The organism is Actinomadura sp. J1-007 (genome assembly GCF_009793335.1).
Lineage (GTDB): Bacteria > Actinomycetota > Actinomycetes > Streptosporangiales > Streptosporangiaceae > Spirillospora > Spirillospora yumaensis.
The window spans coordinates 1765118-1787528 of sequence record NZ_WING01000001.1; the positions used below are offsets into that span (position 1 = coordinate 1765118).

The 22411-nt window shown below is 73.6% G+C and carries 18 protein-coding genes and 1 pseudogene; 7 read left to right on the forward strand and 12 right to left on the reverse strand.

Annotation, left to right across the window (positions count from 1 at the left end; genetic code table 11):
- Window positions 1–2: 2 nt before the first annotated feature.
- From GEV43_RS07955 to eno, 4 genes are all read right to left on the reverse strand, one after another.
- Window positions 3–935: a Ppx/GppA phosphatase family protein gene (locus GEV43_RS07955; RefSeq protein ID WP_160820124.1), complete on the reverse strand. Its 933-nt coding sequence runs from the start codon at window positions 933–935 to the stop codon at window positions 3–5.
- On the reverse strand, window positions 932–1474 hold the full coding sequence (locus GEV43_RS07960; protein WP_160820125.1) for a DUF501 domain-containing protein: 543 nt from the start codon (window positions 1472–1474) through the stop codon (window positions 932–934). The genes GEV43_RS07955 and GEV43_RS07960 overlap by 4 nt, the downstream gene beginning before the upstream one ends.
- Before the next feature lie 103 nt (window positions 1475–1577).
- The gene (locus GEV43_RS07965; protein WP_160820126.1) at window positions 1578–2018 is read right to left on the reverse strand and encodes a septum formation initiator family protein; all 441 of its coding nucleotides are present in this window, start codon (window positions 2016–2018) and stop codon (window positions 1578–1580) included.
- Window positions 2018–3301, reverse strand: coding sequence for a phosphopyruvate hydratase (gene eno, locus GEV43_RS07970; protein WP_160820127.1), 1284 nt, complete (start codon window positions 3299–3301; stop codon window positions 2018–2020). Before eno ends, GEV43_RS07965 begins: the two co-directional genes overlap by 1 nt.
- Window positions 3302–3531: 230 nt before the next feature.
- Here eno and GEV43_RS07975 point away from each other — a divergent pair, with 230 nt between their 5' ends.
- The 5 genes from GEV43_RS07975 to GEV43_RS07995 all read left to right on the forward strand — a co-directional run bounded on the left by GEV43_RS07975 (window position 3532) and on the right by GEV43_RS07995 (window position 8581).
- A complete protein-coding gene (locus tag GEV43_RS07975; RefSeq protein WP_160820128.1) occupies window positions 3532–4575 on the forward strand; it encodes an ABC transporter substrate-binding protein in 1044 nt (347 codons plus the stop codon).
- Window positions 4572–5369, forward strand: a complete 798-nt coding sequence (locus GEV43_RS07980) for an ABC transporter ATP-binding protein (RefSeq protein ID WP_160820129.1) — start codon at window positions 4572–4574, stop codon at window positions 5367–5369. Before GEV43_RS07975 ends, GEV43_RS07980 begins: the two co-directional genes overlap by 4 nt.
- Window positions 5359–6228: an ABC transporter permease gene (locus tag GEV43_RS07985; RefSeq protein WP_160820130.1), complete on the forward strand. Its 870-nt coding sequence runs from the start codon at window positions 5359–5361 to the stop codon at window positions 6226–6228. The genes GEV43_RS07980 and GEV43_RS07985 overlap by 11 nt, the downstream gene beginning before the upstream one ends.
- A gap of 207 nt (window positions 6229–6435) precedes the next feature.
- Window positions 6436–7785, forward strand: a complete 1350-nt coding sequence (locus tag GEV43_RS07990; protein WP_309239518.1) for a HAMP domain-containing sensor histidine kinase — start codon at window positions 6436–6438, stop codon at window positions 7783–7785.
- Window positions 7786–7867: 82 nt separating this feature from the next.
- The gene (locus tag GEV43_RS07995) at window positions 7868–8581 is read left to right on the forward strand and encodes a hypothetical protein (protein ID WP_160820131.1); all 714 of its coding nucleotides are present in this window, start codon (window positions 7868–7870) and stop codon (window positions 8579–8581) included.
- 148 nt (window positions 8582–8729) lie between these two features.
- On the opposite strand, the gene GEV43_RS08000 is transcribed toward GEV43_RS07995, so the two are convergent.
- The 8 genes and pseudogenes from GEV43_RS08000 to mfd form a co-directional block, all read right to left on the reverse strand.
- Window positions 8730–9080, reverse strand: coding sequence for a tetratricopeptide repeat protein (locus GEV43_RS08000; RefSeq protein WP_160820132.1), 351 nt, complete (start codon window positions 9078–9080; stop codon window positions 8730–8732).
- A gap of 117 nt (window positions 9081–9197) precedes the next feature.
- Window positions 9198–9404, reverse strand: coding sequence for a hypothetical protein (locus tag GEV43_RS08005; RefSeq protein ID WP_160820133.1), 207 nt, complete (start codon window positions 9402–9404; stop codon window positions 9198–9200).
- On the reverse strand, window positions 9401–11260 hold the full coding sequence (gene nhaA, locus GEV43_RS53675) for a Na+/H+ antiporter NhaA (protein WP_309239519.1): 1860 nt from the start codon (window positions 11258–11260) through the stop codon (window positions 9401–9403). Before nhaA ends, GEV43_RS08005 begins: the two co-directional genes overlap by 4 nt.
- 4 nt (window positions 11261–11264) lie before the next feature.
- Window positions 11265–12209 carry an NADP-dependent oxidoreductase gene (locus GEV43_RS08015; protein WP_160820134.1) on the reverse strand — a complete coding sequence of 315 codons (945 nt, stop codon included), beginning with the start codon at window positions 12207–12209 and terminating at the stop codon, window positions 11265–11267.
- 62 nt (window positions 12210–12271) lie between these two features.
- Window positions 12272–14581, reverse strand: a complete 2310-nt coding sequence (locus GEV43_RS08020) for a transglycosylase domain-containing protein (protein WP_309239520.1) — start codon at window positions 14579–14581, stop codon at window positions 12272–12274.
- 58 nt (window positions 14582–14639) lie between these two features.
- On the reverse strand, window positions 14640–15650 hold the full coding sequence (locus GEV43_RS08025; RefSeq protein WP_160820135.1) for a MazG family protein: 1011 nt from the start codon (window positions 15648–15650) through the stop codon (window positions 14640–14642).
- A 2-nt stretch (window positions 15651–15652) separates the two neighbouring features.
- Window positions 15653–16351, reverse strand: a complete 699-nt coding sequence (locus GEV43_RS08030) for a hypothetical protein (protein WP_160820136.1) — start codon at window positions 16349–16351, stop codon at window positions 15653–15655.
- A gap of 69 nt (window positions 16352–16420) precedes the next feature.
- A pseudogene (mfd, locus tag GEV43_RS08035) lies at window positions 16421–19974 on the reverse strand (transcription-repair coupling factor).
- Between the two features lie 210 nt (window positions 19975–20184).
- Between mfd and GEV43_RS08040 the strand changes: the two are divergent.
- Both GEV43_RS08040 and GEV43_RS08045 read left to right on the forward strand, forming a co-directional pair.
- Entirely contained in the window at window positions 20185–20754 is a 570-nt protein-coding gene (locus GEV43_RS08040) for a TetR/AcrR family transcriptional regulator (protein ID WP_160820137.1), read from the forward strand.
- Window positions 20755–20836: 82 nt separating this feature from the next.
- Window positions 20837–22396 (forward strand): MFS transporter, encoded by a 1560-nt coding sequence (locus GEV43_RS08045; protein WP_160820138.1) that lies wholly within the window; start codon window positions 20837–20839, stop codon window positions 22394–22396.
- Window positions 22397–22411 lie beyond the last annotated feature (15 nt).

Here is a 22411-nt window from a genome sequence, read left to right on the forward strand (position 1 = left end):
GGCTACTCCAGCGACCAGGCGATCCCGTCGAGGATGTCGTGCTCGCTCACCACGACCGCGCCGAAGCCGTACTCGCGCATGATCCGGTCGAGGATCAGCGCGCCCGCGCCGATCACGTCGACGCGTCCGGGGTGCATGACGCCGAGCGCGGCGCGCTCCTCGCGGGTGGCGCGCAGCAGGTCGCGGGTGACCTCGTGCACCTGGAGCGCGGTGATCCGCGACAGGTGGATGCGCGCCGGGTCGTACGCGGGCAGGTCCATCGCGATCCCGGCGACCGTCGTGACGGACCCGGCGAGGCCGACCAGAGTACGGGCCTCGTCCACCGGGACGGCCTCCCGGACGGCGGCGAGCGCGGTGTCGATGTCGGCGACGGTCTCGGCGACCTGCTCGGGCGAGGGCGGGTCGCCGTCGCGCAGGTGCCGCTCGGTCATCCGGACGCAGCCGATGTCGACCGACCGGGCCGCCTGCACCGAGGAGCTGCCGAGCACGAACTCGGTGGAGCCGCCGCCGATGTCGACCACCAGGTACGGGCGGGCGGGGCGCAGCGCGGCCAGCTCGCGGGTGGCGCCGGTGAACGACAGCCGCGCCTCCTCGTCGCCGGTGATCACCTCGGGGACGGCCCCGAAGATCTCGACCACGCCGCCGACGAAGTCGGCCCGGTTGGCGGCGTCGCGGGTCGCGCTGGTCGCGACGACCCGGACCTTCTCGGCGCCGTGCCGTTCGATCAGCCCGGCGTAGCCGCGCATCGCGGCGAACGTGCGCTCCAGCGCCTCGGGCGCGAGCCGGCCGGTCTCGTCCACGCCCTGCCCGAGCCGGACGATCTCCATGCGGCGCTCGACGTCGGTGAGCGACCCGCCGTCCTCGCCGCCGGCGACGTCGGCGATCAGGAGGCGGACCGAGTTGGTCCCGCAGTCGATGGCGGCGACGCGTGTCACTGGTTCTCCTCGGGGTCGGGATCGTCGGAGAGCGGGAGGGCGTCGACGTGGACGCAGGGGCCGGAGCGCCACCACTCGGGCAGGTCGTCCAGCGCCTCGCGGCCGAACGGGTTGACGCCCGGGACGGCCAGCTCGTGCGCGACGAGGGCGTGCAGGCACTTGACGCGCTCGGGCATGCCGCCCGCGCTCTGGGTGCCGGGGGGCAGCGGCTCGATGCCGTCCTGCGCGGCGGCCTCGTCGCGGCGGCGCAGGTAGTCGGCGTGCGCGGCGGCGTACTCGGCCTTCAGGCCGGGGTCCTCGGCGAGCCGTTCCTGCATCCCGCGCATCCGGCCGTCGCCCTCCAGGGTGCCGATCGCGGACGCCGCCTTCGGGCAGGTGAGGTAGAACAGCGTCGGGAACGGCGTGCCGTCCGGGAGCCGGGGCGCCGTCTCGATCACCGCGGGCAGCCCGCACGGGCAGCGGTACGCCACCGACCTGATGCCGCGCGGCTCGCGGCCGAGCTGGGCCGCGACCGCGGCCGTGTCGCGTTCGTCGATCATCGTTCGTCCCCACCCGCGGACCGCTCGGGCCCGCCGTCGTGCTCCCCCCGGCCGGTACGGCCGGGCGCCGGCGCGCGGCGCGTGCGCGCCCCGGCGCGCCCGCTCAGCGCGCCCGGTCGGCGGCCTCCACCGACCGCCAGAGCGTCTCGTACCACGGCGGCCGGCTCGCCGGGCCGCCCTGCCGCTTCTGCTCCCCGTTCCCCCCGCCGCCGTCGAGGACGATGTAGCACTTCACCCCGGGCCGGCAGTAGTGGAGCCGTCGCGTCGCCTCCCGCTCAATGTACGACTTGTCTCCCAGTTGCTGCTTGCGTTGGGAGAGTTCTTCCACCTGCTTTCGCGCGACGCGTTCCTTGTGCTCCAGCGAGGCGATCTCCTGGCGCTGGGCGATGTACTCCCGCACCGGGTAGGCGAGGCTGAGCGCGATCGCGCAGACCACGACCGCGAGGATCGCGGCGCGGCTGGTCAGCGCCGGGTTGGCGCGGCGGGAGCCGCCCCCCGGGGAGCCGTCGCCCCGGGGGGTGCCGCCGGAGTCGCCCCGCGCCATCAGCCCTGGGCGTCGAAGCGGGGGAACGCCGAGGCCCCGGCGTAGCGGGCGGCGTCGTCGAGCAGCTCCTCGATGCGCAGGAGCTGGTTGTACTTGGCGACGCGGTCGCTGCGGGCGGGCGCGCCGGTCTTGATCTGGCCGCAGTTGGTGGCGACGGCGAGGTCGGCGATCGTGGTGTCCTCGGTCTCGCCGGAGCGGTGGCTCATCATGCAGCGGTAGCCGTTGGACTGGGCGAGGGAGATGGCGTCGAGCGTCTCGCTGAGGGTGCCGATCTGGTTGACCTTGACCAGCAGGGAGTTGGCGGCGCCGGAGCCGATGCCGCGGGAGAGCCGCTCGGGGTTGGTGACGAACAGGTCGTCGCCGACGATCTGGACCCGGTCCCCGATCTCGCCGGTCAGGTGCGCCCAGCCGTCCCAGTCCTCCTCGTCGAGGGGGTCCTCGATGGAGACCAGCGGGTAGTTGGCGAGCAGGTCGCCGTAGTAGGCGGCCATGTCGGCGGCCGAGCGCTCGGTGCCCTCGAAGGTGTAGCGCCCGCCGTCGTGGAACTCGGTGGCGGCCACGTCGAGGGCGAGCGCGATGTCGCGGCCGGGCGTGAACCCGGCCTTGCGGACCGCCTCCAGGATGAGGTCGAGCGCGTCGCGGTTGCTCGGCAGGTCGGGTGCGAAGCCGCCCTCGTCACCGAGGCCGGTGTTCAGGCCCTTCTCCTTCAGCACGGCCTTCAGCGCGTGGTAGGTCTCGGCCCCCCACCGCAGCGCCTCGGAGAACGTCGCGGCGCCGATCGGGGCGACCATGAACTCCTGGACGTCGACGTTGGTGTCGGCGTGCGCGCCGCCGTTGAGGATGTTCATCATCGGAACGGGCAGCAGGTGCGCGTTGGGCCCGCCGACGTAGCGGAACAGCGGCAGGTCGGACGAGCCCGCGGCGGCCTTGGCCACGGCGAGGCTGACGCCGAGGATCGCGTTGGCGCCGAGCTTGGACTTGGCGGGCGTGCCGTCCAGGTCGCCGAGGAGCTGGTCGATCAGCCGCTGCTCGGTGGCGGGGTAGCCGACGAGCTTCTCGTCGATGGTCTCGTTGACGGCCTTGACGGCCTCGCGCACGCCCTTGCCGTTGTAGCGCTCGCCGCCGTCGCGCAGCTCGACGGCCTCGAACTGGCCGGTGGACGCGCCGCTCGGCACGGCCGCGCGGGCCTCGGTGCCGTCGGAGAGCAGCACCTCGACCTCGACGGTCGGGTTGCCGCGGGAGTCCAGGATCTCCCGGGCGAGGACGGCCTCGATCGACGACACGGGCAGCTCCCTGTAGGTCACATGTACGGGCGCGCGGGCCGGTCGGGCCACGCGCGCGGGACGACAGCCCCCGAGCCTATCCGTGCCGTCTCCGCGCCGCCCAACTGGCACGCCGGACGCAACCGGGACGAGTGCCACGAACCCGTGCCGAGCAGGCGACTTGACGAAGGCATTACCTACATTATCTACTGACCACGTCAAACCGACTTGATTAGTAGGGAATGCTGACAATGCATCGCAGGTTCCGCCGGCGGACCGCCGCCGCAGCCCTGATCGTCCTGGCCGGCGCGGGGGCGCTGACGGCCTGCGGTGACGACGGAGGCGAGGGCGGCTCGGACGCCCGGCTCAAGCTCGGCTACTTCCCCAACGTCACCCACGCGACGGCGCTCGTCGGCGTGGAGAAGGGCATCTTCGCCAAGCACCTCGGCGCCGCGCCGAAGACCGCGACGTTCAACGCGGGCCCGGCGGCGGTCGAGGCCGTGTTCTCCGGCGCGGTGGACGCCACGTTCGTCGGGCCGAACCCGGCCATCAACGCGTGGTCGAAGTCGCACGGCAAGGCCATCAAGATCATCTCGGGGGCGGCGTCCGGCGGCGTCTCGCTCGTCGTCAAGCCCGGCATCCGCGGCGTCCAGGACCTCAAGGGCAAGAAGATCGCCACGCCGCAGCTCGGCAACACGCAGGACGTCGCGATCCGCTACTGGCTCAAGAAGAACGGCCTCACGGCCAACAAGGACGGCAGCGGCGACGTCAAGGTGATGCCGCAGGAGAACGCGACGACGCTCCAGGCGTTCGCGCAGGGCGCCATCGACGGCGCGTGGGTGCCCGAGCCGTTCGCGTCCCGGCTCGTCCTGGAGAGCAAGGGCAAGAAGCTGCTGGACGAGAAGTCGCTGTGGCCGGGCGGCAAGTTCGTCATCACCAACCTCATCGTCCGGCAGGACTTCCAGAAGAAGCATCCCGAGCAGGTCAAGAAGCTGCTGCGAGGCGTCGTCGAGGCGACCGACTACCTCAACTCCGACCAGGCGGGCGCGAAGCAGACGGTGAACGCGGCCCTCGCCAAGCTGAGCGGCAAGCCCCTGAAGGCCGACGTGCTCGACTCGGCGTTCAAGGAGATCCAGTTCACCACCGACCCGGTGGCGAACTCGCTGACCGAGGGCGCGCGGCACGCCGAGGAGATCGGCCTGCTGGAGAAGACGAACCTGGACGGGATCTACGACCTCGGCCCCCTCAACGACGTCCTGAAGGCAGGCGGAAAGGCACAGGTCAGCGACAGATGACACAGGCCGTCAAGGCCGTCCCCAGCCGGACCGCGCCCGCGGTCCGGCTGACGGGCGTCTCGAAGATGTTCGGCTCGGGCGGCACCGCGCTGCTCGCGCTCGACCAGGTGGACCTGGACGTCTCGCCGGGCGAGTTCGTGTGCCTGCTGGGCGCCTCGGGCTGCGGGAAGAGCACCCTGCTCAACCTCGTCGCGGGACTGGACGGGCCGAGCGCCGGAACGATCGACCTCGGCGGCGCCCGGGTGGCGCTGATGTTCCAGGAGCCGGCCCTGTTCCCGTGGCTGACCGTCACCGCCAACCTCGAACTGGCGCTGAAGATGCGCGGCGTTCCGCGCCAGGACCGCCGCGACCGCGCCGCCGAGCTGCTGGACAGCGTCCACCTCGGCGGCTTCGCCAGGAAGCGCCCGCACCAGCTCTCCGGCGGGATGCGCCAGCGCGTCGCGCTCGCCCGCGCGCTCGCCCTCACCGCCGGCGCCGACGACCACGGCACCGTGCTGCTCATGGACGAGCCGTTCGGCGCGCTCGACGCCATGACCCGCGACCTGCTGCACGACGAGATCGAGCGGATCTGGCGCGAGCGCGGCCTGACCGTGCTGTTCGTCACGCACAACGTCCGCGAGGCCGTCCGGCTCGGCGACCGCGTGGTGCTGCTGTCCAGCCGTCCCGGCCGGGTCGTGCGGGAGTTCCCCGTCCCGATGGCGCGGCCCCGCCGGATCGACTCCCCCGAGGTGGCATCGCTCGCCGCCTCCATCACCGACAGGCTGCGCGAGGAGGTCGGACGCCATGGCGCATGACACCGCCGCGCCCGAACGGCTCGACCGCGAGATCGCCGGGCTGGACGCCCTGGAACTGGCCGCCGGGGCCCGCCGCAACCCGCTGCTGCGCGTGTGGTCGGCGCTGTGGCCGATGGTCACCGCCGTCGGGATCGCGCTGCTGGCCTGGCAGGCTGTCGTGTGGAGCGGCTGGAAGGAGAGCTACGTCCTGCCCGGCCCGGCCGACACGCTGCCCGTCCTGTGGGACCAGCTCACGAGCGGGCGGTTCTGGGAGGCCGTCGCGCTCACCATGCAGCGGGCGCTGATCGGCTTCGCCGTCTCCATCCTGGCCGGGGTGCTGGTCGGCGCACTGGTGTCGCAGTCGCGGATCCTGCGCCGCGCGTTCGGGTCGCTGATCACCGGGCTCCAGACCATGCCGTCCATCGCGTGGTTCCCGCTCGCGATCCTGCTGTTCCAGCTCAGCGAGAGCGCGATCCTGTTCGTCGTGGTGCTCGGCGCGACGCCGTCCATCGCCAACGGCCTGATCGCGGGGGTCGACTACACGCCGCCGATCCTGCTGCGCGCGGGCAAGGTGATGGGCCTGCGGGGCGCGAACCTGTACCGGCACCTGATCATGCCCGCGTCGCTGCCGTCGTTCGTGGCGGGGCTCAAGCAGGGCTGGGCGTTCGCCTGGCGCAGCCTGATGGCGGGCGAGCTGCTGGTGATCATCGGCGACACCACCTCGCTCGGCGTGCTGCTGTCCCAGGCCCGGGAGCTGAACGCGACCGCCGACATGATCTCGTACATGATCGTGATCCTGCTGATCGGCATCGTCATCGACCAGCTCTTCGGCGTGGTCGACCGCGCGATCCGCACCCGCTGGGGCCTCGACAGCGACTGACGGGCGGCCCCGCCGGTCCCGTCCGGCCCCCGCCGCACCCCGCCGGCGGGGGAACAGCGGGCCGGCACGCGCGTTCTCGGAGTGTCCGCCCCGGAAGTGCGGGCGCCGCGACGTAGGCTCGCGGGGTCCCCCGGCACCGCAAGGAAGGAACGCCAGCAGGGAGAACGCCGTGAACCACGCCAGCCCGCGCCCCGACACGTCCGCGCGGTGAAGCGGTGGTGGCGGGACCCGGCGATCCGCGTCCGGGTCACGGCGACGGCGGTGCTGGTCTCGGGGCTGTTCGCCGTCGTGCTGTACGCCCTGGTGATGCTGCTGGTGCGGTGGCAGACCGCCTACACCGTGCAGGACCGGCTGGAGCACGCCGGCCGCAGGGTCGCCGGAACGGTCCGGGAGGGCCGCCTCGCCCCGTTGATCGTCACCGGCGAGGGCGAGCTCATCCAGGTCGTGGACGCCGCCCACCGGGTCGTCGCGTCCACGCGGCGGATGGCCGGGCGCGGGCCGGTGGACTTCCCGGAGCCCGGTCCCCGCGACGACCGCCGCACCGGGCGGGCCTGCCACCTCGACGCGCCGGGCGGCGGCTGCCACCTCGTGGTCGTCTACCGCGTCGGCGAGGGGCCGTTCCGCCGCAACGTCTACACCCTCGCGCCCGCGCCCGGCTGGGTGCCGCGGCCCCTGCTCGGCGCGGCGCTCGGCCTGATGGTGCCCGGCATCGCGTGGGCCGTCGGGTACGGCACGTGGCGTTCGGCCGGCCGCACGCTGCGTCCCGTCGAGGCGATCCGGGCCGAGCTGGACGAGATCACCGCGACCGACCTCGAACGGCGCGTGCCGTCCCCGCCGCGCCGCGACGAGATCGCCCGCCTCGCCGAGAGCGTCAACGCGACGCTGGACCGCCTCGAACACGCCGTCGCGCGCCTGCGCGGCTTCGTCTCCGACGTCTCGCACGAGCTGCGCAGTCCGCTCACCGGGCTGCGGACGGAGCTGGAGCTGGCGCTGTCCGACCCGGACGCGCCCGACCTGCGCGAGACGCTGGACGCCGTGCTGCGCAACGCCGAGCGGCTCCAGTCCGTGCTGGACGACGTGCTCGCCCTCGCCCGGCTGGAGTCGCAGCAGGAGGCCGCGAACGAGCCGGTCGAGCTCGGCGAGCTGGCCGACCAGGAGGTGCTGCGCCGCCCGCGCCGCACCCGCGTCCACGTCGAGTCGGACGAGCCCGTCGTCGTGCGCGGCGGCCGGGCCGAGCTCGGCCGGCTGCTCTCCAACCTGATCGACAACGCCGACGGGCACGCCGAGTCGACCGTCGTGGTCACCGTGCGCGCGGACGGCGACGAGGCGGTCATGGAGGTGTACGACGACGGGCCCGGCATGCCGCGGGAGGACCGCGAGCGGCTCTTCGAGCGCTTCTCCCGGCTGTCGGCGGGCCGGCACCGCGACGCGGGCGGGACCTGGCTCGGGCTGTCGATCTCGCGCGACATCGCCGCCGCGCACGGGGGCTCGCTGGACGTCACCGACCGTCCGGACGGCGAACCGGGCATCCGCTTCCTGCTCCGCCTCCCCCGCTGATCATTTTTGCGCCACGGTACGTGTACGCATGATCACTTCGGGTAGTTGGGAATTGCTGTTTCCCGCAAACCTGGAGGAAGAAATGCACGTAGGGGCAAAACTCGGCACGGGCCTGGTCAGCGCCGCCCTGGCCGGGAGCGCACTCGGGGTCACCGGCGCCGGCACCGCCGCCGCCGACCCGAACCCGAAGCCCGCACAGCCCGCACAGCAGAAGCCCGCACAGCCCGCGCAGCACAAGCCCGGCAAGCCCGCGCAGCACAAGCCCGGCAGACCCGCGCAGCAGAAGCCCATGGAGCAGGCGCAGGGCCAGCAGATGCCCATGGAGCAGGCCCAGGGGCAGCAGATGCCCGAGCCGCAGACGCCCGGCCAGCAGATGCCCGGCCAGCAGCCCGCAGGGCAGCAGGACCCGGCGTCGCAGGGCGCCATGCCGGGCGAGCCGTCGGCGGACACGCCCGGTGAGGCGCTGGGCGAGGCCAGCGGCATCGACGTCGGCGCGGACGGAGCCGCGAAGGCGCTCGGCCGCACGGAGGAGAAGGCGGCGCAGGCCGGGAAGGCCGCCCCGCGCTGGTGCAACGGGAAGGTCGCCGTCCAGTGGCTGCGGGTCCGCAAGGGCCCGGGGCCGCACTCCCCGCACGTCCGCTGGCTGAAGCGCGGGACCGCCGTCACGACCGACTGGAACGCCATCTCGCGCCGCGGCGGCTACACCTGGGTCAGGATCAAGGGCGGCAACTACCTCGCCGACTACAAGAACGGGAACGGCAACGGCAAGTGGTACGTGAAGTACTCCAACTGCTGACCCGGAACGACGCGAAGGGGGCCGGTGCCGTCGGGCACCGGCCCCCTTCCGTACGCGAGCGCTGAGCCTCAGGGGCCGCGCCCCTTCCGTACGCGCGCGCCGGGCAGCAGGGGCCGCGCCCCCTCCCGTACGCGTGCGGGGCCGCCGGTCAGGCGAGGTCGGCGGCCGTGACCGCGACCTCGATCTCCTCGGACGCGGGCGCGCCCATCGCCGCGGCCAGCTTGCGGTAGCGGGCCGCCTCGCCCGGACGGCTGCGGCGCTCCAGGGTGCGGGCCAGCGCCTCGTACGCCCAGCCGTTGCAGGGGTCGAGGTCGATCAGGCGGCGGAACGCGTCCTCGGCCCGGCCGAGCTGGGCGCTGTGGAAGTAGGCGCGGGCCAGCAGTTCGGCGGCGGCGCGGTTGTCCGGGTCCGCGGCCGCGATCGGGGCGAGGAGGCGCGCGGCCTCGGCGTAGTCCTTGGCGTCGAAGAACAGGGTCGCCCGCTGGAACTCCTCGTACATGACCCACCTCTTTCGTTGCGTCACGCAACCCAACTCGGACCGCCGCCGGTTCATTCCCGGGACCGCCGGGCCCCGGGCCCCGGGCCCCGGTGCCGTTGGCGCCGCGGGCGCCGCCGTTCAGCTCACGCCGAGCTCGTCGCGCAGGCGCGTCCGCTCCTCCTCCAGGTCCTCGATCCGTCCGGCCGTCTCCTCCCGCTCCTGGAGGTTCTCCGCCGCCTCGTTCGCGTCCAGCGGTCCGTCGACCGGGCCGGGCAGCTCGCGGCGCAGGGCGTCGAGGTCGGTCTCGATCTCGCGGAGCCGGGCGCGCTTGTCGTCGTCGTTCACGTGTCCCCCTCGGTGGTCGCGTCGTCCAGCGCGGCGTCGATGGCCGCGGCGAACGACTCAAGGTCGTACGGGCCCTCGTACAAGTTCCCGTTGATGAAGAAAGTAGGCGTGGCGCCGACGCCCGCCCGCTCGCCGCCCTCGCGGTCGGCGTTCACGCGGGCGCGGTGGCGCTCCAGGTCCTCCCACGGGTTGACGCCGAGCGACGCGGCGTACCCGGTGAGGTCGGCGTCGGTGAGGGCGAGCTGGTTGCCGAACAGCGTGCCGTACATCTCCCAGAACAGCCCGTGGTCGCTCGCGGCCTCGCTGACGACCGCCGCGGGCACCGCGTGCGGGTGCACCTCCCGCAGCGGGAAGTGGCGGAAGACGAACCGGACCGAGCCGCCGTAGCGTTCGAGGAGGTCGTCCAGCACCCAGTAGGCCCGCCCGCAGTACGGGCACTCGAAGTCGCCGTACTCGACCAGGGTGACCGCGGCGTCCGGCGGGCCGACCGCGTGGTCGTCCGGGGACGGGGGCGGGAGCGGGGCGCGCTCGGCCTCCGGGACGGGCTCGGCGTCGGGCGGGGCGCACGCGGCGCCCCGGTCCCAGGCCAGCCGGAAGACCAGCCAGCCGAGCCCGGCGGCCAGCAGCGACCCGCAGATGATGCCGATCTTGGCCTGGCTCTGGAGCCCGGGGTCGTCCGCGAACGCCAGGTCGGTGATGAACAGCGAGACGGTGAAGCCGATGCCCGAGACCGCCGCGCCGCCGAGGAGCTGGCCCCACACGAGGTTGCCGGGCAGGACGCCCCAGTTCAGGCGCAGCGGCAGCCAGGTGCCGAGCGCGATGCCGGCGAACTTCCCGGCGAGCAGGCCGAGGACGATGCCGAGGGTGACGCGGGACGTCGCGGCCTCGCGCAGCGTCCGGCCGTCCAGGACGACCCCGGCGTTGGCCAGCGCGAAGATCGGGACGATCACGTAGCTCGTCCACGGGTGCAGCCGGAGCTGGAGCCGCTCGTTGATCGAGACGGTCTGCTGGACGCTGCGCGTCGCCTCCCGCGCCAGCTCCGGGCTCGGCTCGCGGGACAGCGCCTGGACGAGCTCCCCGGCGCGCAGGAACTGGGCGTCCCTCGGCGCGTACACCACGACGGTGGCGCCGAGCACGATGCCCGCGAGCGTCGGGTGGATGCCGCTCTCCAGCACCGCCCCCCACACCGCGAGGCCGAGCAGGACGTACGCGGGGGGCCGCCACAGCCGCAGCCAGCGGGACGCGGCGATCGCCGCGAACAGCGCGAGCGCGAGCAGCAGCGCCGGGACCGACAGGTCGTCGGTGTAGAAGACCGCGACGACGAGGATCGCGCCGACGTCGTCCACCACCGCGAGGGTCAGCAGGAACGCGCGCAGCGGCTCGGGGCAGCGCGTCCCGATCACCGCGAGCAGGCCGAGGACGAACGCGGTGTCGCTCGCCATCGGGACGCCCCATCCGGCGCCGCCGGGGCCGCCCGCGTTGACCAGCGCGTAGACCGCGGCGGGCAGGACCATCCCGCCGAGGGCCGCCACGAACGGCACCGCGACCACCCGCCGGTCGCGGAGCTGCCCGACCCGGATCTCGCGGCTGATCTCCAGGCCGACGACGAAGAAGAACAGCGTCATCAGCCCGTCGTTGACCCAGTCCTTGAGGTCGAGCGAGAACCCGCCGTCGCCGAGCCGGACCGCGAGGGCGGTGCGCCAGAACGCGTCGTAGGAGTCGCCGAACGGCAGGTTGGCCCAGACCAGCCCGGCGACGGTGGCGGCGAGCAGCACGCTCGTGCTGCCGGACTCGGTGGCGAGGAAGGCGCGCAGCCCCTCCGGCACCGACCGGCCCGCCACGGAACGTTCGGTCACCGGATCAGACGCGGATGACGGTCTTGCCCCTCGCGCCCCCGGAGCGGCTGCGGGCGAGCGCGTCGGGCGCCTCGCCGAGCGGGACCTCCTCCTGCACCCGCACCCTGACCTTCCCCGCGTCGATCAGCACGCCGATCTCCTCCAGGACCTCGCCGGACGGGGCGTTCTGGAAGTTGACGCCGCGCAGCTCCTGCGCCTCCATCGCGTCCGGGTTCAGCGCGAAGTTGGTGCTGAGGTACGTGCCGCCCGGCCGCAGCAGCGACGCGATCCGCTCGGTGGCGGCCCGGTCGCTCGCCATGTCGAGGACGGCGTCGATGCCGTCGGAATGGGCGCTCAGGACCTGCGCGTTCAGATCGCCCTTGGTGTGGTCGACGATCTCGTCGGCGCCGAGGTCGCGCAGCACGTCCGCCATGTCGGGCCTGGCGGTCGCGATGACCTTGGCGCCCTGGTTGGCGGCGAACTGCACGGCGCTCTGCCCGACCCCGCCGGTCGCGCCGACGATCAGGACGGTCTGGCCGGCGTCCACGTCGGCCTCGCGGACCAGGTTGTAGGCGCTGGAGGTCGCGGTCGGCACGGCCGCGGCCTGGGTGTAGATCATGCCCTCGGGCATCCGGGCGAGCGGCGACCGCTCGCGGGCGATCGCGTACTCGGCGTAGCTGCCGAGGCCGCGCTCGACCATCCTGAACTCCCCGTAGACCTGCTCGCCGACGCGGAAGCGGGTGACGTCGGGCCCGGTCTCCTCGACGACGCCCGCGCCGTCCGAGCCGAGGACGAGCGGGAACGCGGCGTCCACCGAGTCCTTGAGCATCCCGTCGGCGATCTTCCAGTCGACGGGGTTGAGCCCGGCCGCGACGATCTTGACCAGGATGTCGCCCGGTCCGGGCTCCGGTCTCGGAAGGTCGACGAGCGACGGCGTCGCGCCGTACTCGGACACGGCGATGGCACGCATGTGATCCCCCGGTTCAGTGCGAAGTGTCATCCGCCGGATGATCTACCCGGTCCCCGCCCGCGTCACACGGGCCCGGCGCGGCGTGTCCGCAGGTCAGGCGGGGCGTCCGGGGTCGGGGGTCGGGGTGGCGCCGGGGCCGCCGGGCCCGCCGGGGCCGTCCGGGCCGGGGGCGGCGGCTCCTCGCGCGGCGGGTCGTCCCCGTGCCCGCGGTCCCGCCTGTCCTTGCGGTCCTTCTTGCCCTTCCTGCCCTTGTCGGCCTTCTTCCTCTTGGGCGGGTCCTCGCCGCTGCCCAGGCTGAAGTAGTGCGCGGGCGGCCGGTGGAACGCGCTGCCCGGCACGCCCGACAGGGCGGCGAGCATCGTGTCGCGCCAGATCGGCGCGGGGATCGTCGCGCCGAACACCGCGCCGTAGCAGCGGCCGTCCATGCACAGCGACTCCATCGGATGCCGGTAGCCGCCGCGCGGGTCGCCGACCCACACCGCCGACGCCAGCTCGGGCGTGTAGCCCGCGAACCAGGCGGCGGAGAAGTCGTCGACCGTCCCGGTCTTCCCGGCGGCGGGACGGCCGAGCGCCATGCCGCGCGCCGTGCCGTTCGTCAGGACGCCCCGCAGCACGTGGTTGACCGCGTCGGCCACGCCCCGGTCCAGCACCTGCTTGCAGTGCGCGGACGGCACCTTCAGGCGGCGCCCGGACGCGTCGGTGATCCGCGAGATCGCGACCGGCTCGCAGTAGCGGCCCCGCGCGCCGAACGCGGCGTACGCGGCGGCGAGGCGCAGCGGCGACACCGGGTTGAACCCGAGCGTGAACGACGGGTACTGCTCCATCGCCTTGCCGTTCGCCTGCCGCATCCCGAGCCGTTCGGCCATCTTCACCGTGTCGCACAGCCCGACCCGGCGCTCCAGGTTGAGGAAGAACGTGTTGACCGAGTGGTGCGTGCCGGTGACGAGGCTGAAGCTGCGCCCGCCCTCGCCGTCGGCGGAGTTGCGCAGCGACGCGTCCGGATCGCCGACGCGGCGGCCCTTGCAGTCGCGGAACCCGACGGGCGTGAACCCGCGCGGCGCCATCAGCCGCGTGCCGAACGGCAGGTCCTGCTCCAGAGCCGCCGCGAGCGTGAACGCCTTGAACGTCGATCCGGCCTGCATCCCGATGCTCGACCCGTGGGACGCGTCGGCCGCGAAGTTGATCCACGTCTTGCCGCGCTGCCGGTCGGGGCCGAGCCTGCGGTCCACGGCCATGCCGAGGATCTCGCCGGTGCCGGGGCGTACGAGCGCCTCGGCGGCGGCCTTGTGCGCGGAGTTCTTGCGCGGGACGTGCCGGTCGACCGCGCGCTGCGCCGCCCGCTGCGTCCGCCGGTCGAGCGTCGTGCGGATCGTCAGGCCGCCCCGCTTGAGCAGCTTCTCGCGGTCCTTCGGCGTCGCGCCGAACACCGCGTTGGTGAGGATCTCGTGCTGAACGTAGTCGCAGAAGAACGGCGCCTCGCTCGTCACGCAGCCGCTGTGGACCTCCTTCACCTTCAGCCCGAGCGGGCGCCGCTTCTCGGCGTCCGCCCGCGCCCGGTCGATCCAGCCGAGGTCGGCCATCCGCGTGAGGACGGTGTCGCGGCGGTCCTTGGCGGCCCGCGGGTGCTGGGTCGGGTCGTAGGCGTGCGGGTAGCGGACGACCCCGGCGAGCAGCGCCGACTCGTTCAGGGTGAGGCGGGCGGCGGGCTTGGAGAAGTAGCGGCGGGCCGCCGCCTCGATGCCGTACGCGCCCGCGCCGTAGTAGGCGATGTTGAGGTAGCGGCGGAGGATCTCGTCCTTGGAGTACCGCTTCTCCAGCGCGACCGCGTACTTCAGCTCGCGGATCTTGCGGGCCGGGGAGATCTCCTTCGCGGCCCTCTTCTCGGCGGCGTTGTCGGCCTGGGTCAGCAGCAGGTTCTTCACGTACTGCTGGGTGATGCCCGAGCCGCCCTGGGTGACCTCGCCCGACCCCATGTTGCTGACGAGCGCGCGGAGCGTGCCCTTGGAGTCGATCGCGCCGTGCTCGTAGAAGCGGCTGTCCTCGATCGCGAGGACGGCGCGGCGCGCGTCGGGCGAGATCCGGTCGAGCGGGACGTCCACCCGGTTCTCGTAGAAGAACGTGGCGATCGTCGAGCCGTCCGCCGCGAGGATCTTCGAGCGCTGGGGGACGCCCGAGGTCGTCAGCCCCTCGGGCTCGTCCTCGAACCAGTCGGCGGCGTCGCGGGCGCCGACCCCGGCCGTGCACGCGGTCGGCAGCAGCATCAGCGCGACCAGCACGCCGGCGACGCCACCGAGCGCTCCGAGGCCGCGCACGGCCCGCAGCTTCTCGGCCCGCGTCGACGAGCGCGACCAGAACCGCTCCCCACCCAGCACGCGCCAAGAGTAAACGGACGTCCCACGCGAGACCACCCCATCGGCGATCTTGCGGGCGTTATCCGCCGTTGCGCGCGTTCCGCTCCCGTTCCCAGATCTTGACGCGGTCGCGGAACACCCGCGACACCGCGCGCAGCTCGGCCTCGGGGTCGAGCCCGAGCGCGCGGGCCTCCCTGACCAGCTCGAACAGCCGCCGGCCGATCTCCGAACCGGCCTCGTCCCACTCGGTGAGCGGCTCGGCGGGCGGGTCGGCGGGGGCGTCCACGCGGGCCGCGCGGCGCTGGAGCTGCGAGGCGAGCGACAGCGCCGGCTGCCCCATCGGCACGCCGTCGAACACCGACGCCTCGTCGCCGCTCTTCTCGGCCCGCTCGGCGGCCTTGATCTGCTCCCAGTTGGTGTTGACCTCGTCGGCCCCGCTCACCGACACGTCGGCGAACACGTGCGGGTGCCGCCGGACGAGCTTGTCGACGATCCCCGCCGCGACGTCGTCGATGGTGAACTCCGTGCCGTCGTCGCGCTCGGCGGCCACGACGGAGTGGAACGCCACCTGCATCAGGACGTCGCCGAGCTCCTCGCGCAGCGCGGCGAGGTCGCCCGACTCGACCGTGTCGACGACCTCGTACGCCTCCTCCAGCAGGTACGGCACGAGCGAGGCGTGCGTCTGCTTGGCGTCCCACGGGCACTCGCGGCGCAGCGTGTCCATCACCGAGACCAGGTCGAGCAGCCGCGCGCCCGGCAGGTCGTACGACCCGTGCACGACCTCGACGTCCAGCGGGTCGTCCACCACCAGCCCGCCGATGTCGCGCAGCAGCCGCTCGTCGCCCTCCGGCGCGGCGACCCACACCACGTGCCCGCCCCGGGCCCCGGCCTCGCGCGCGGCGGCGGCGAGGCCGGCCGGGTCGGGGTCGGTCACCTCCTCGGCGCGCACCCCGGCGTCCCGCAGGTACGGCAGCAGCGGATGGCCCTCGCGGGTCAGCACCCGGTCGGCGGAGCGCAGCGCGTCCCACGCCCTCCAGGACAGCAGGCCGGGCGCGACCCGGTGCGTGGTCGCGAGCAGGGTCAGGCTCATGGTCAGCGGATACCCGATTCGGTCGCGGAGAGCTTGTAGCGGACCGGCTGCATGGCGCTGCGGTTGGCGTCGAACGCCCCGTACCGCGGGTTCACCTTGATGTGCAGCGCGGCCGCGGTCTGCCGGTAGAGCGCGTCGACGCGGGCGAACGCGTTCTGGGTGGCGGGGCTGGTGGCCGCGCCGTCGGCGCCGTTGCGGTCGAGCAGCGCGCCGCTGACGGCGAAGTAGCGGCCGAGGTCGCGGACCTTGCTCGCGGGCAGCCCGTTGGCCACGGCGTACGACCGGGCGCCGCCCACCTGCGCCAGCCCGGACAGCTCGCGGTCGATCTGCCCGTCGGCCACCGAGATCCCGTTGCGCTCGGCCGCCTCGTCGGCGATCCGGAACCGGATCAGGAACCCGAGCGTGCGCTGCTGGTCGGACTGGCCCTCGTCGCCCGTCCGCTGCTCGCTCGCCAGCCTGGCCCGGATCTCGTTGGCGGCCGGGTCGGTCCTGAACTGGCGCTGCGCCGACCGGACGACGCCGTTCAGCGTGCCCGTGCTGATCCGGTCGTCGCCGACGAGCGCGGCGGCGCCCATCTTCACCGGGTCGCCGCCGCAGCCGGCCAGCGCGCCCGCCGCCGCCAGCGCGGCCACCGCGAGCGCCAGCGGCCTGGCGGCCCCGGCCCTCCCGCCGCGCGCCGCCTTCACCGAGGTTCCGAGCACGGGTCCCCCATCTCGTCCGAGAGCCGGTCCTGTCCGACCACTGCCGTTGATCACCTGGAGTCTCGCAGCTTAGGCGGGGACGGCCTCCAGGAACAGTGCCCCCACCAGGTCCGTCGCCCACTTGAGCAGCTCTTGGTCGCGCAGCGGCCGGCCGCCGAGCGGCGCGGTCTTCGGCATCGGCACCAGCAGCGTCCGCGTCGCGGGCTTCAGGATGCTCTTCGGGTACAGCCGCTGCAACCTGACCTGCCTGGACTCGGGCAGCTCGACCGGCGCGAACTTGACGAAGTTGCCCTGCACCGTGACCTCCGACAGGCCCGCCCGGCGCGCCTTGGCCCGGAACCGCGCGACCTCCAGCAGGTTCAGCACCGGGACGGGCGGCGGCCCGAACCGGTCCTTCAGCTCGTCGTGCACGCCGCCGATCTCCTCGTCCGACGTGATCGCCGCGATCCGGCGGTACGCGTCGAGCCGCAGCCGCTCGCCCGGCACGTACTCGTGCGGCAGGTGCGCGTCCACGGGCAGCTCGACCCTGGTCTCGGGCGCGTCGGGCTGCCGGCCGCCCTCCTTCAGGTCGCGGACGGCCTCCCCGACCATCCGCACGTACAGGTCGAACCCGACGCCCGCGACGTGCCCGGACTGCTCGGCGCCGAGGATGTTGCCCGCGCCGCGGATCTCCAGGTCCTTCATCGCCACGTACATGCCCGCGCCGATCTCGGTGTGCTGCGCGAGCGTCGCGAGCCGTTCGTGCGCGGTCTCGGTGAGCGGCATCTCCGGCGGGTACAGGAAGTAGGAGTACGCGCGCTCGCGGCCCCGCCCGACCCGGCCGCGGAGCTGGTGGAGCTGCGACAGGCCGTACATGTCGGCGCGGTCCACGATCAGGGTGTTGGCGTTGGGGACGTCCAGGCCCGACTCGACGATCGTGGTCGCCACGAGCACGTCGTAGTTCTTCTCCCAGAAGTCGACCATGACGCGTTCGAGCTCGTGCTCGTTCATCTGGCCGTGCGCGGTCGCGATCCGCGCCTCGGGGACGAGCCGCGCCAGGTTCGCCGCGACCTTGTCGATCGACCGCACCCGGTTGTGGACGAAGAAGACCTGCCCCTCGCGCAGCAGCTCGCGGCGGATCGCCGCGGCGATCTGCTTCTCCTCGTACGGCCCGACGAACGTCAGGACCGGGTGCCGCTCCTCGGGCGGGGTGAGGATCGTGGACATCTCGCGGATGCCGGTCAGGCCCATCTCCAGCGTGCGCGGGATCGGCGTCGCCGACATCGCGAGCACGTCCACCTGCGTGCGCAGGCGCTTCAGCTCCTCCTTGTGCTCGACGCCGAAGCGCTGCTCCTCGTCGATGATGACCAGGCCGAGGTTCTTGAACCGGGTCTGCGCCGACAGGATGCGGTGCGTGCCGACCACGACGTCCACGTTGCCGTCGGCGAGGCCCTGCAACGTCGCGTCGATCTCGCCGTCGGTCTGGAACCGGCTGATCGGCTTGACCACCACGGGGAACGCGCCGAACCGCTCGGTGAACGTCGACAGGTGCTGCTGGACGAGCAGCGTCGTCGGCACGAGCACCGCGACCTGCTTGCCGTCCTGCACGGCCTTGAACGCCGCGCGGACCGCGATCTCGGTCTTGCCGTAGCCGACGTCCCCGCAGATCAGCCGGTCCATCGGGACGGGCCGTTCCATGTCGCCCTTGACCTCGTCGATCGCGGCGAGCTGGTCGGGGGTCTCGACGTAGGGGAAGGCGTCCTCCAGCTCCCGCTGCCACGGGGTGTCCGCGCCGAACGCGTGGCCGGGGCTCGCCATCCGCGCCGAGTAGAGGCGGATCAGCTCCCCGGCGATCTGCTTGACCGCCTTGCGGGCCCGCGACTTCGCCTTCTGCCAGTCGGCGCCGCCGAGCCGGTGCAGGCTCGGCGCCTCGCCGCCGACGTAGCGGGTCAGCTCCTCAAGCTGGTCGGTCGGGACGAACAGCCGGTCGCTCTTGGCGTACTCCAGGATCAGGTACTCGCGGGTGGCGCCCTGCACCGTCCGCGACACCATCTCGACGTACCGGCCGACGCCGTGCTGCTCGTGCACGACGTAGTCGCCGGGCTTGAGCTGGAGCGGGTCGATCCCGCCGCGCCGCCGGGACGGCATCCGCCGCATGTCCTTGGTGGAGGACCGCTGCCCGGACAGGTCGGTCTCGGTCAGCACCGCGAGCTTGACCGACGCCCAGGTGAAGCCGTTCTCCAGCAGCCCGGTCGTGACGTTGACGACCGACGGGCGGGGCGGCTCGGCGACGTCGGCGAGCGTCGCGCCGAGGCCCTCCTCCCCGCGAGTTGGACGAGCCGTTCGGCGGGGCCGTGCCCGGCGGTGACGAGGACGACGCGCCAGCCGTCGGCGATCCAGCCCTTGAGGTCGGCGACGACGCGGCCGGTGTCGCCCCGGTACGCCTCGGCCGCGTGCGCGCCGAGGTTGAACGACTCGGCCGCCTCGTCCGGGGCGAGCCCGGGCTCGGCGTCCCCGTCCGCCGCCTGCGCCGCCTCGGCGCTCGCGGGGTTGAGCGCGGTGACCGACCACCTCGGCAGGCCCAGCTCGGAGCTGTGGAGGCGGACCTCCTCCAGCGAGCGGAACGCGGCGGCGCCGAGGTCGATCGGCGCCTCTCCCCCGGCGGCGGCGTTGACCCAGCTCGCCTCCAGGAACTCCTGGCTGGTGCGGACCAGCTCGGCCGAACGGGTCCGGATCCGCTCCGGCTCGCACACCAGCAGCGCCGAGCCGTCCGGGAGCAGGTCGGTGAGCAGCTCCATGCGCTCGGCGAGGACGGGCGAGAACGCCTCCATGCCCTCGACGGTGTCGCCGTCGGCGATCCGCCCGAGGATCTCCTCCAGGGCGGGGTGCTCCTGGGCCAGCAGCCGCGCGCGCTCGCGGACCGTGTCGGTCAGCGGCAGCTCGCGGCACGGCGGCGCCCACAGCCCGTCCTGCGCCACCTCCAGCGAACGCTGGTCGGCGGCCTTGAAGTAGCGGATCTCCTCGACCGTGTCGCCCCAGAACTCGACCCGGAGCGGGTGCTCCTCGGTCGGCGGGAACACGTCGAGGATGCCGCCGCGCACGGCGATCTCGCCGCGCTTCTCCACCAGGTCCACCCGGTGGTACCCCGCGTCGACGAGCCGCCGGACGGCGTCCTCGAGGTCGGCGTCGTCGCCGGAGCGCAGCCGTACGGGCTCCAGGTCGGCCAGGCCCGACACGATCGGCTGGAGCACGGCCCGGACCGGCGTCACCACCACGTCGAGCCGTCCCGCCGCGCCGTCGCCCGCGTCCGGGTGGACGAGGCGGCGCAGCACGGCGAGCCGCTGCCCGACCGTGTCGGAGCGCGGCGACAGCTTCTCGTGCGGCAGCGTCTCCCAGGCCGGGAAGTGCGCGACCCGTTCGGGCTCCATGAGGCTGGTCAGGGCGGCGGCCAGGTCCTCGGCCTCGCGCCCGGTGGCGGTCACGGCCAGCACGACCCCGCCGCGGGTCGCGCGGGACAGCGCCGCCCCGAGGATCGGCCACAGCGACGGGGGCGCGACGACCTCGTGGTCGGCGCGGGCCCGGTTCAGGGCGCGCTCCAACCCGGGGTCGGTGCACGCCAGGTCAACAAGTCCAGAAAGCGTCATCTTCGCCCGCTACTCATCCTCCCGCCGAGCGGCGGGTGCGCGCGGGCCGCCCTCCTTCGGGCAGCCCGAAGACCCGGAAATCCCGTGCGGGACCCGGTGACCCCTCCAGCCTACGCGCCCCGTGGACCGCCGCGGGCTGAGGCCCGGGTCACATCAGGACATGCGTAAGATGAGACATAAATGTCGCATACGAGACGTTGATGGCTCACGATGAAAACGAACGAGGACATCCTCACGGCGGCCACCCGGCACCTGAACGCGAACCCGACCGCCTCGATGGCCGGGATCGCCAGCGCCATCGGCATCAGCCGCGCGACGCTGCACCGCCACTTCGTCAGCCGCGAGGCGCTGCTGCACGCGCTCGGCGACCGGGCCACCGAGTGCTGGGCCGGGTCGCTGCGCTCGGCGGGCATCGACGCGGCCACCGCGTCCGGCGACCCCGGCGAGCTGCGCGCCGCGCTCGGCGCGCTGCTGAACGCCTACGTCGTGGACGCCGACGAGCACGGCTTCGCCCTCACCGACCACTTCGTCAACCACCTGCCCGACCTCGTCGCGCGGGGCGAGGAGCTGGAGGAGCGCGAGGTCGCCTTCTACGAGGCGTGCCAGCGGGCCGGCGTGCTGCGCGCCGACCTGCCCGCCCGCTGGTTCTCCAGCGCGGTCTACGGGCTGCTCGTCGGCGCCCGCGAGAGCCTGCGGCGCGGCGAGGTCGCCCGCCGGGACCTCGGCCGGATCCTCCTGACCACCTTCCTGGACGGGACGGGTCCGCCGGCCGGCCCCTGACCCCGTCCCGGACGCCCTGCCCATCGCACACGACTCGATCGCACACGACCCGCCAGAACCATCGGACATCGGGGGAACCACCATGACGACCGCGCGCACGACCGCCGGCGCGACGCCCGCCCTGCCGCCGCCCCACCCGCGCCGGTGGGCGGGGCTCGCCGTGCTGTCGGCGAGCCTGCTGCTGGTCGTGATGGACATGACCGTCCTCAACGTCGCGCTGCCCGAGATCTCGGCCGACCTGCGGCCCGACTCGGTCGGCCTGCTGTGGATGGTGGACGTCTACTCGCTGGTCGTGTCCGGGCTGCTGGTCACCGCCGCGTCCCTCGGCGACCGGTGGGGACGCAAGCGGATGCTGCTCACCGGCTTCTCGATCTTCGGCCTGGCCTCGCTGGGCGCGCTCGTCGCCGACTCGCCGAACCAGGTCATCGCGCTGCGCGCGCTGCTCGGCGTGGGCGGCGCGATGATCATGCCGTCCACGCTGTCGATGATCCGGCAGCTGTTCACCGACCCGCGCGAGCGCGCGACCGCGCTCGGGGTGTGGTCGACGATGGCGGCGCTCGGGGGCGCGCTCGGCCCGATCGTCGGCGGCTCGCTGCTGGAGGCGTTCAGCTGGCACTCGGCGTTCCTGGTGAACGTCCCCGTCATGGTCGTCGCGATCGGCGCCGGGCTGTGGCTGCTGCCCGAGTCCCGCAACCCGCGGCCGGGCCGCTGGGACGCGCCCGGCACCGTGCTGTCCATCGTGGGGATGGTCGCCCTGGTGTACGCGATCAAGCACTTCGGCAAGGACGGCCTGGACGACACCGGCGCCCTCGGGGCCGCCGCGGTCGCGGCCGTCGCGCTCGGCTGGTTCGTGCGCCGCTGCCTGACCCGGCCCGACCCGATGCTGGACGTGCGGCTGTTCCGCGGCCGGGCGTTCACCGCGGGCACCCTCGCCGCGGTCACCACCAGCGTCGCGGTCGCCGCGACCATGCTGCTGATGGCGCAGTGGATGCAGCTCGTCCAGGGCTACTCGCCGCTGGAGGCCGGGCTGCGGCTGCTGCCCGAGGCGGTAGGGGCCGCGGTCCTGTCGCCGTTCGCGCCCGCGATCGCCGCCCGGATCGGCACCCGGACCGTGCTCGCGGGCGGCCTGGCGGTCAGCGGCCTCGGCTTCCTGGTGATCTTCTTCGGGCCGCAGCCGCTGGCCTACCCCACGGTCGCGGTGTCGCTGTTCCTGGTCGGCGCGGGCATGGGCTCGCTCGCGATCGCGTCCGCGGTGATCATGGCGGGCGCGCCGCCGGAACGGTCCGGCAGCGCGGCGGCGATCGAGGAGACCAGCTACGAGCTCGGCGGCGCGCTCGGCGTGGCCGTGCTCGGCAGCGTCGCCGCGGTCGTCTACCGGGGCGACCTCACCGGCTCCGACCTCGCGCCGTACGGCCTGACGGGCGGGGCCGCGCACGACACCCGCGAGTCGCTCGGCGGGGCCATCGAGGCCGCCCGGCAGCTCGGCGCGGCGGGCGCCGGCCTCGCCGACCGGGCCCGCGAGGCGTTCACCGGCTCCCTGGAGTGGGCGAGCGCCGCCGGCGGCGCCCTCATGCTCGTGACCGCCGCGGTGATCTGGCTCATGACCCCCAAGGACCTGTCCGTGGACAACGCCCACGACTGACGGTCCCGCTGGACC

Bases quoted from the DNA above. Each gene is read 5' to 3' on its own strand.
- GEV43_RS08045 (WP_160820138.1), top strand. From the start codon at position 20,837: ATGACGACCGCGCGCACGACCGCCGGCGCGACGCCCGCCCTGCCGCCG.
- GEV43_RS07960 (WP_160820125.1), bottom strand. From the start codon at position 1,474: ATGATCGACGAACGCGACACGGCCGCGGTCGCGGCCCAGCTCGGCCGC.
- GEV43_RS07975 (WP_160820128.1), top strand. From the start codon at position 3,532: ATGCATCGCAGGTTCCGCCGGCGGACCGCCGCCGCAGCCCTGATCGTC.
- GEV43_RS07980 (WP_160820129.1), top strand. From the start codon at position 4,572: ATGACACAGGCCGTCAAGGCCGTCCCCAGCCGGACCGCGCCCGCGGTC.
- GEV43_RS07985 (WP_160820130.1), top strand. From the start codon at position 5,359: ATGGCGCATGACACCGCCGCGCCCGAACGGCTCGACCGCGAGATCGCC.
- GEV43_RS07995 (WP_160820131.1), top strand. From the start codon at position 7,868: ATGCACGTAGGGGCAAAACTCGGCACGGGCCTGGTCAGCGCCGCCCTG.
- GEV43_RS08025 (WP_160820135.1), bottom strand. From the start codon at position 15,650: ATGAGCCTGACCCTGCTCGCGACCACGCACCGGGTCGCGCCCGGCCTG.
- GEV43_RS08015 (WP_160820134.1), bottom strand. From the start codon at position 12,209: ATGCGTGCCATCGCCGTGTCCGAGTACGGCGCGACGCCGTCGCTCGTC.
- GEV43_RS08040 (WP_160820137.1), top strand. From the start codon at position 20,185: ATGAAAACGAACGAGGACATCCTCACGGCGGCCACCCGGCACCTGAAC.
- GEV43_RS08000 (WP_160820132.1), bottom strand. From the start codon at position 9,080: ATGTACGAGGAGTTCCAGCGGGCGACCCTGTTCTTCGACGCCAAGGAC.
- GEV43_RS07965 (WP_160820126.1), bottom strand. From the start codon at position 2,018: ATGGCGCGGGGCGACTCCGGCGGCACCCCCCGGGGCGACGGCTCCCCG.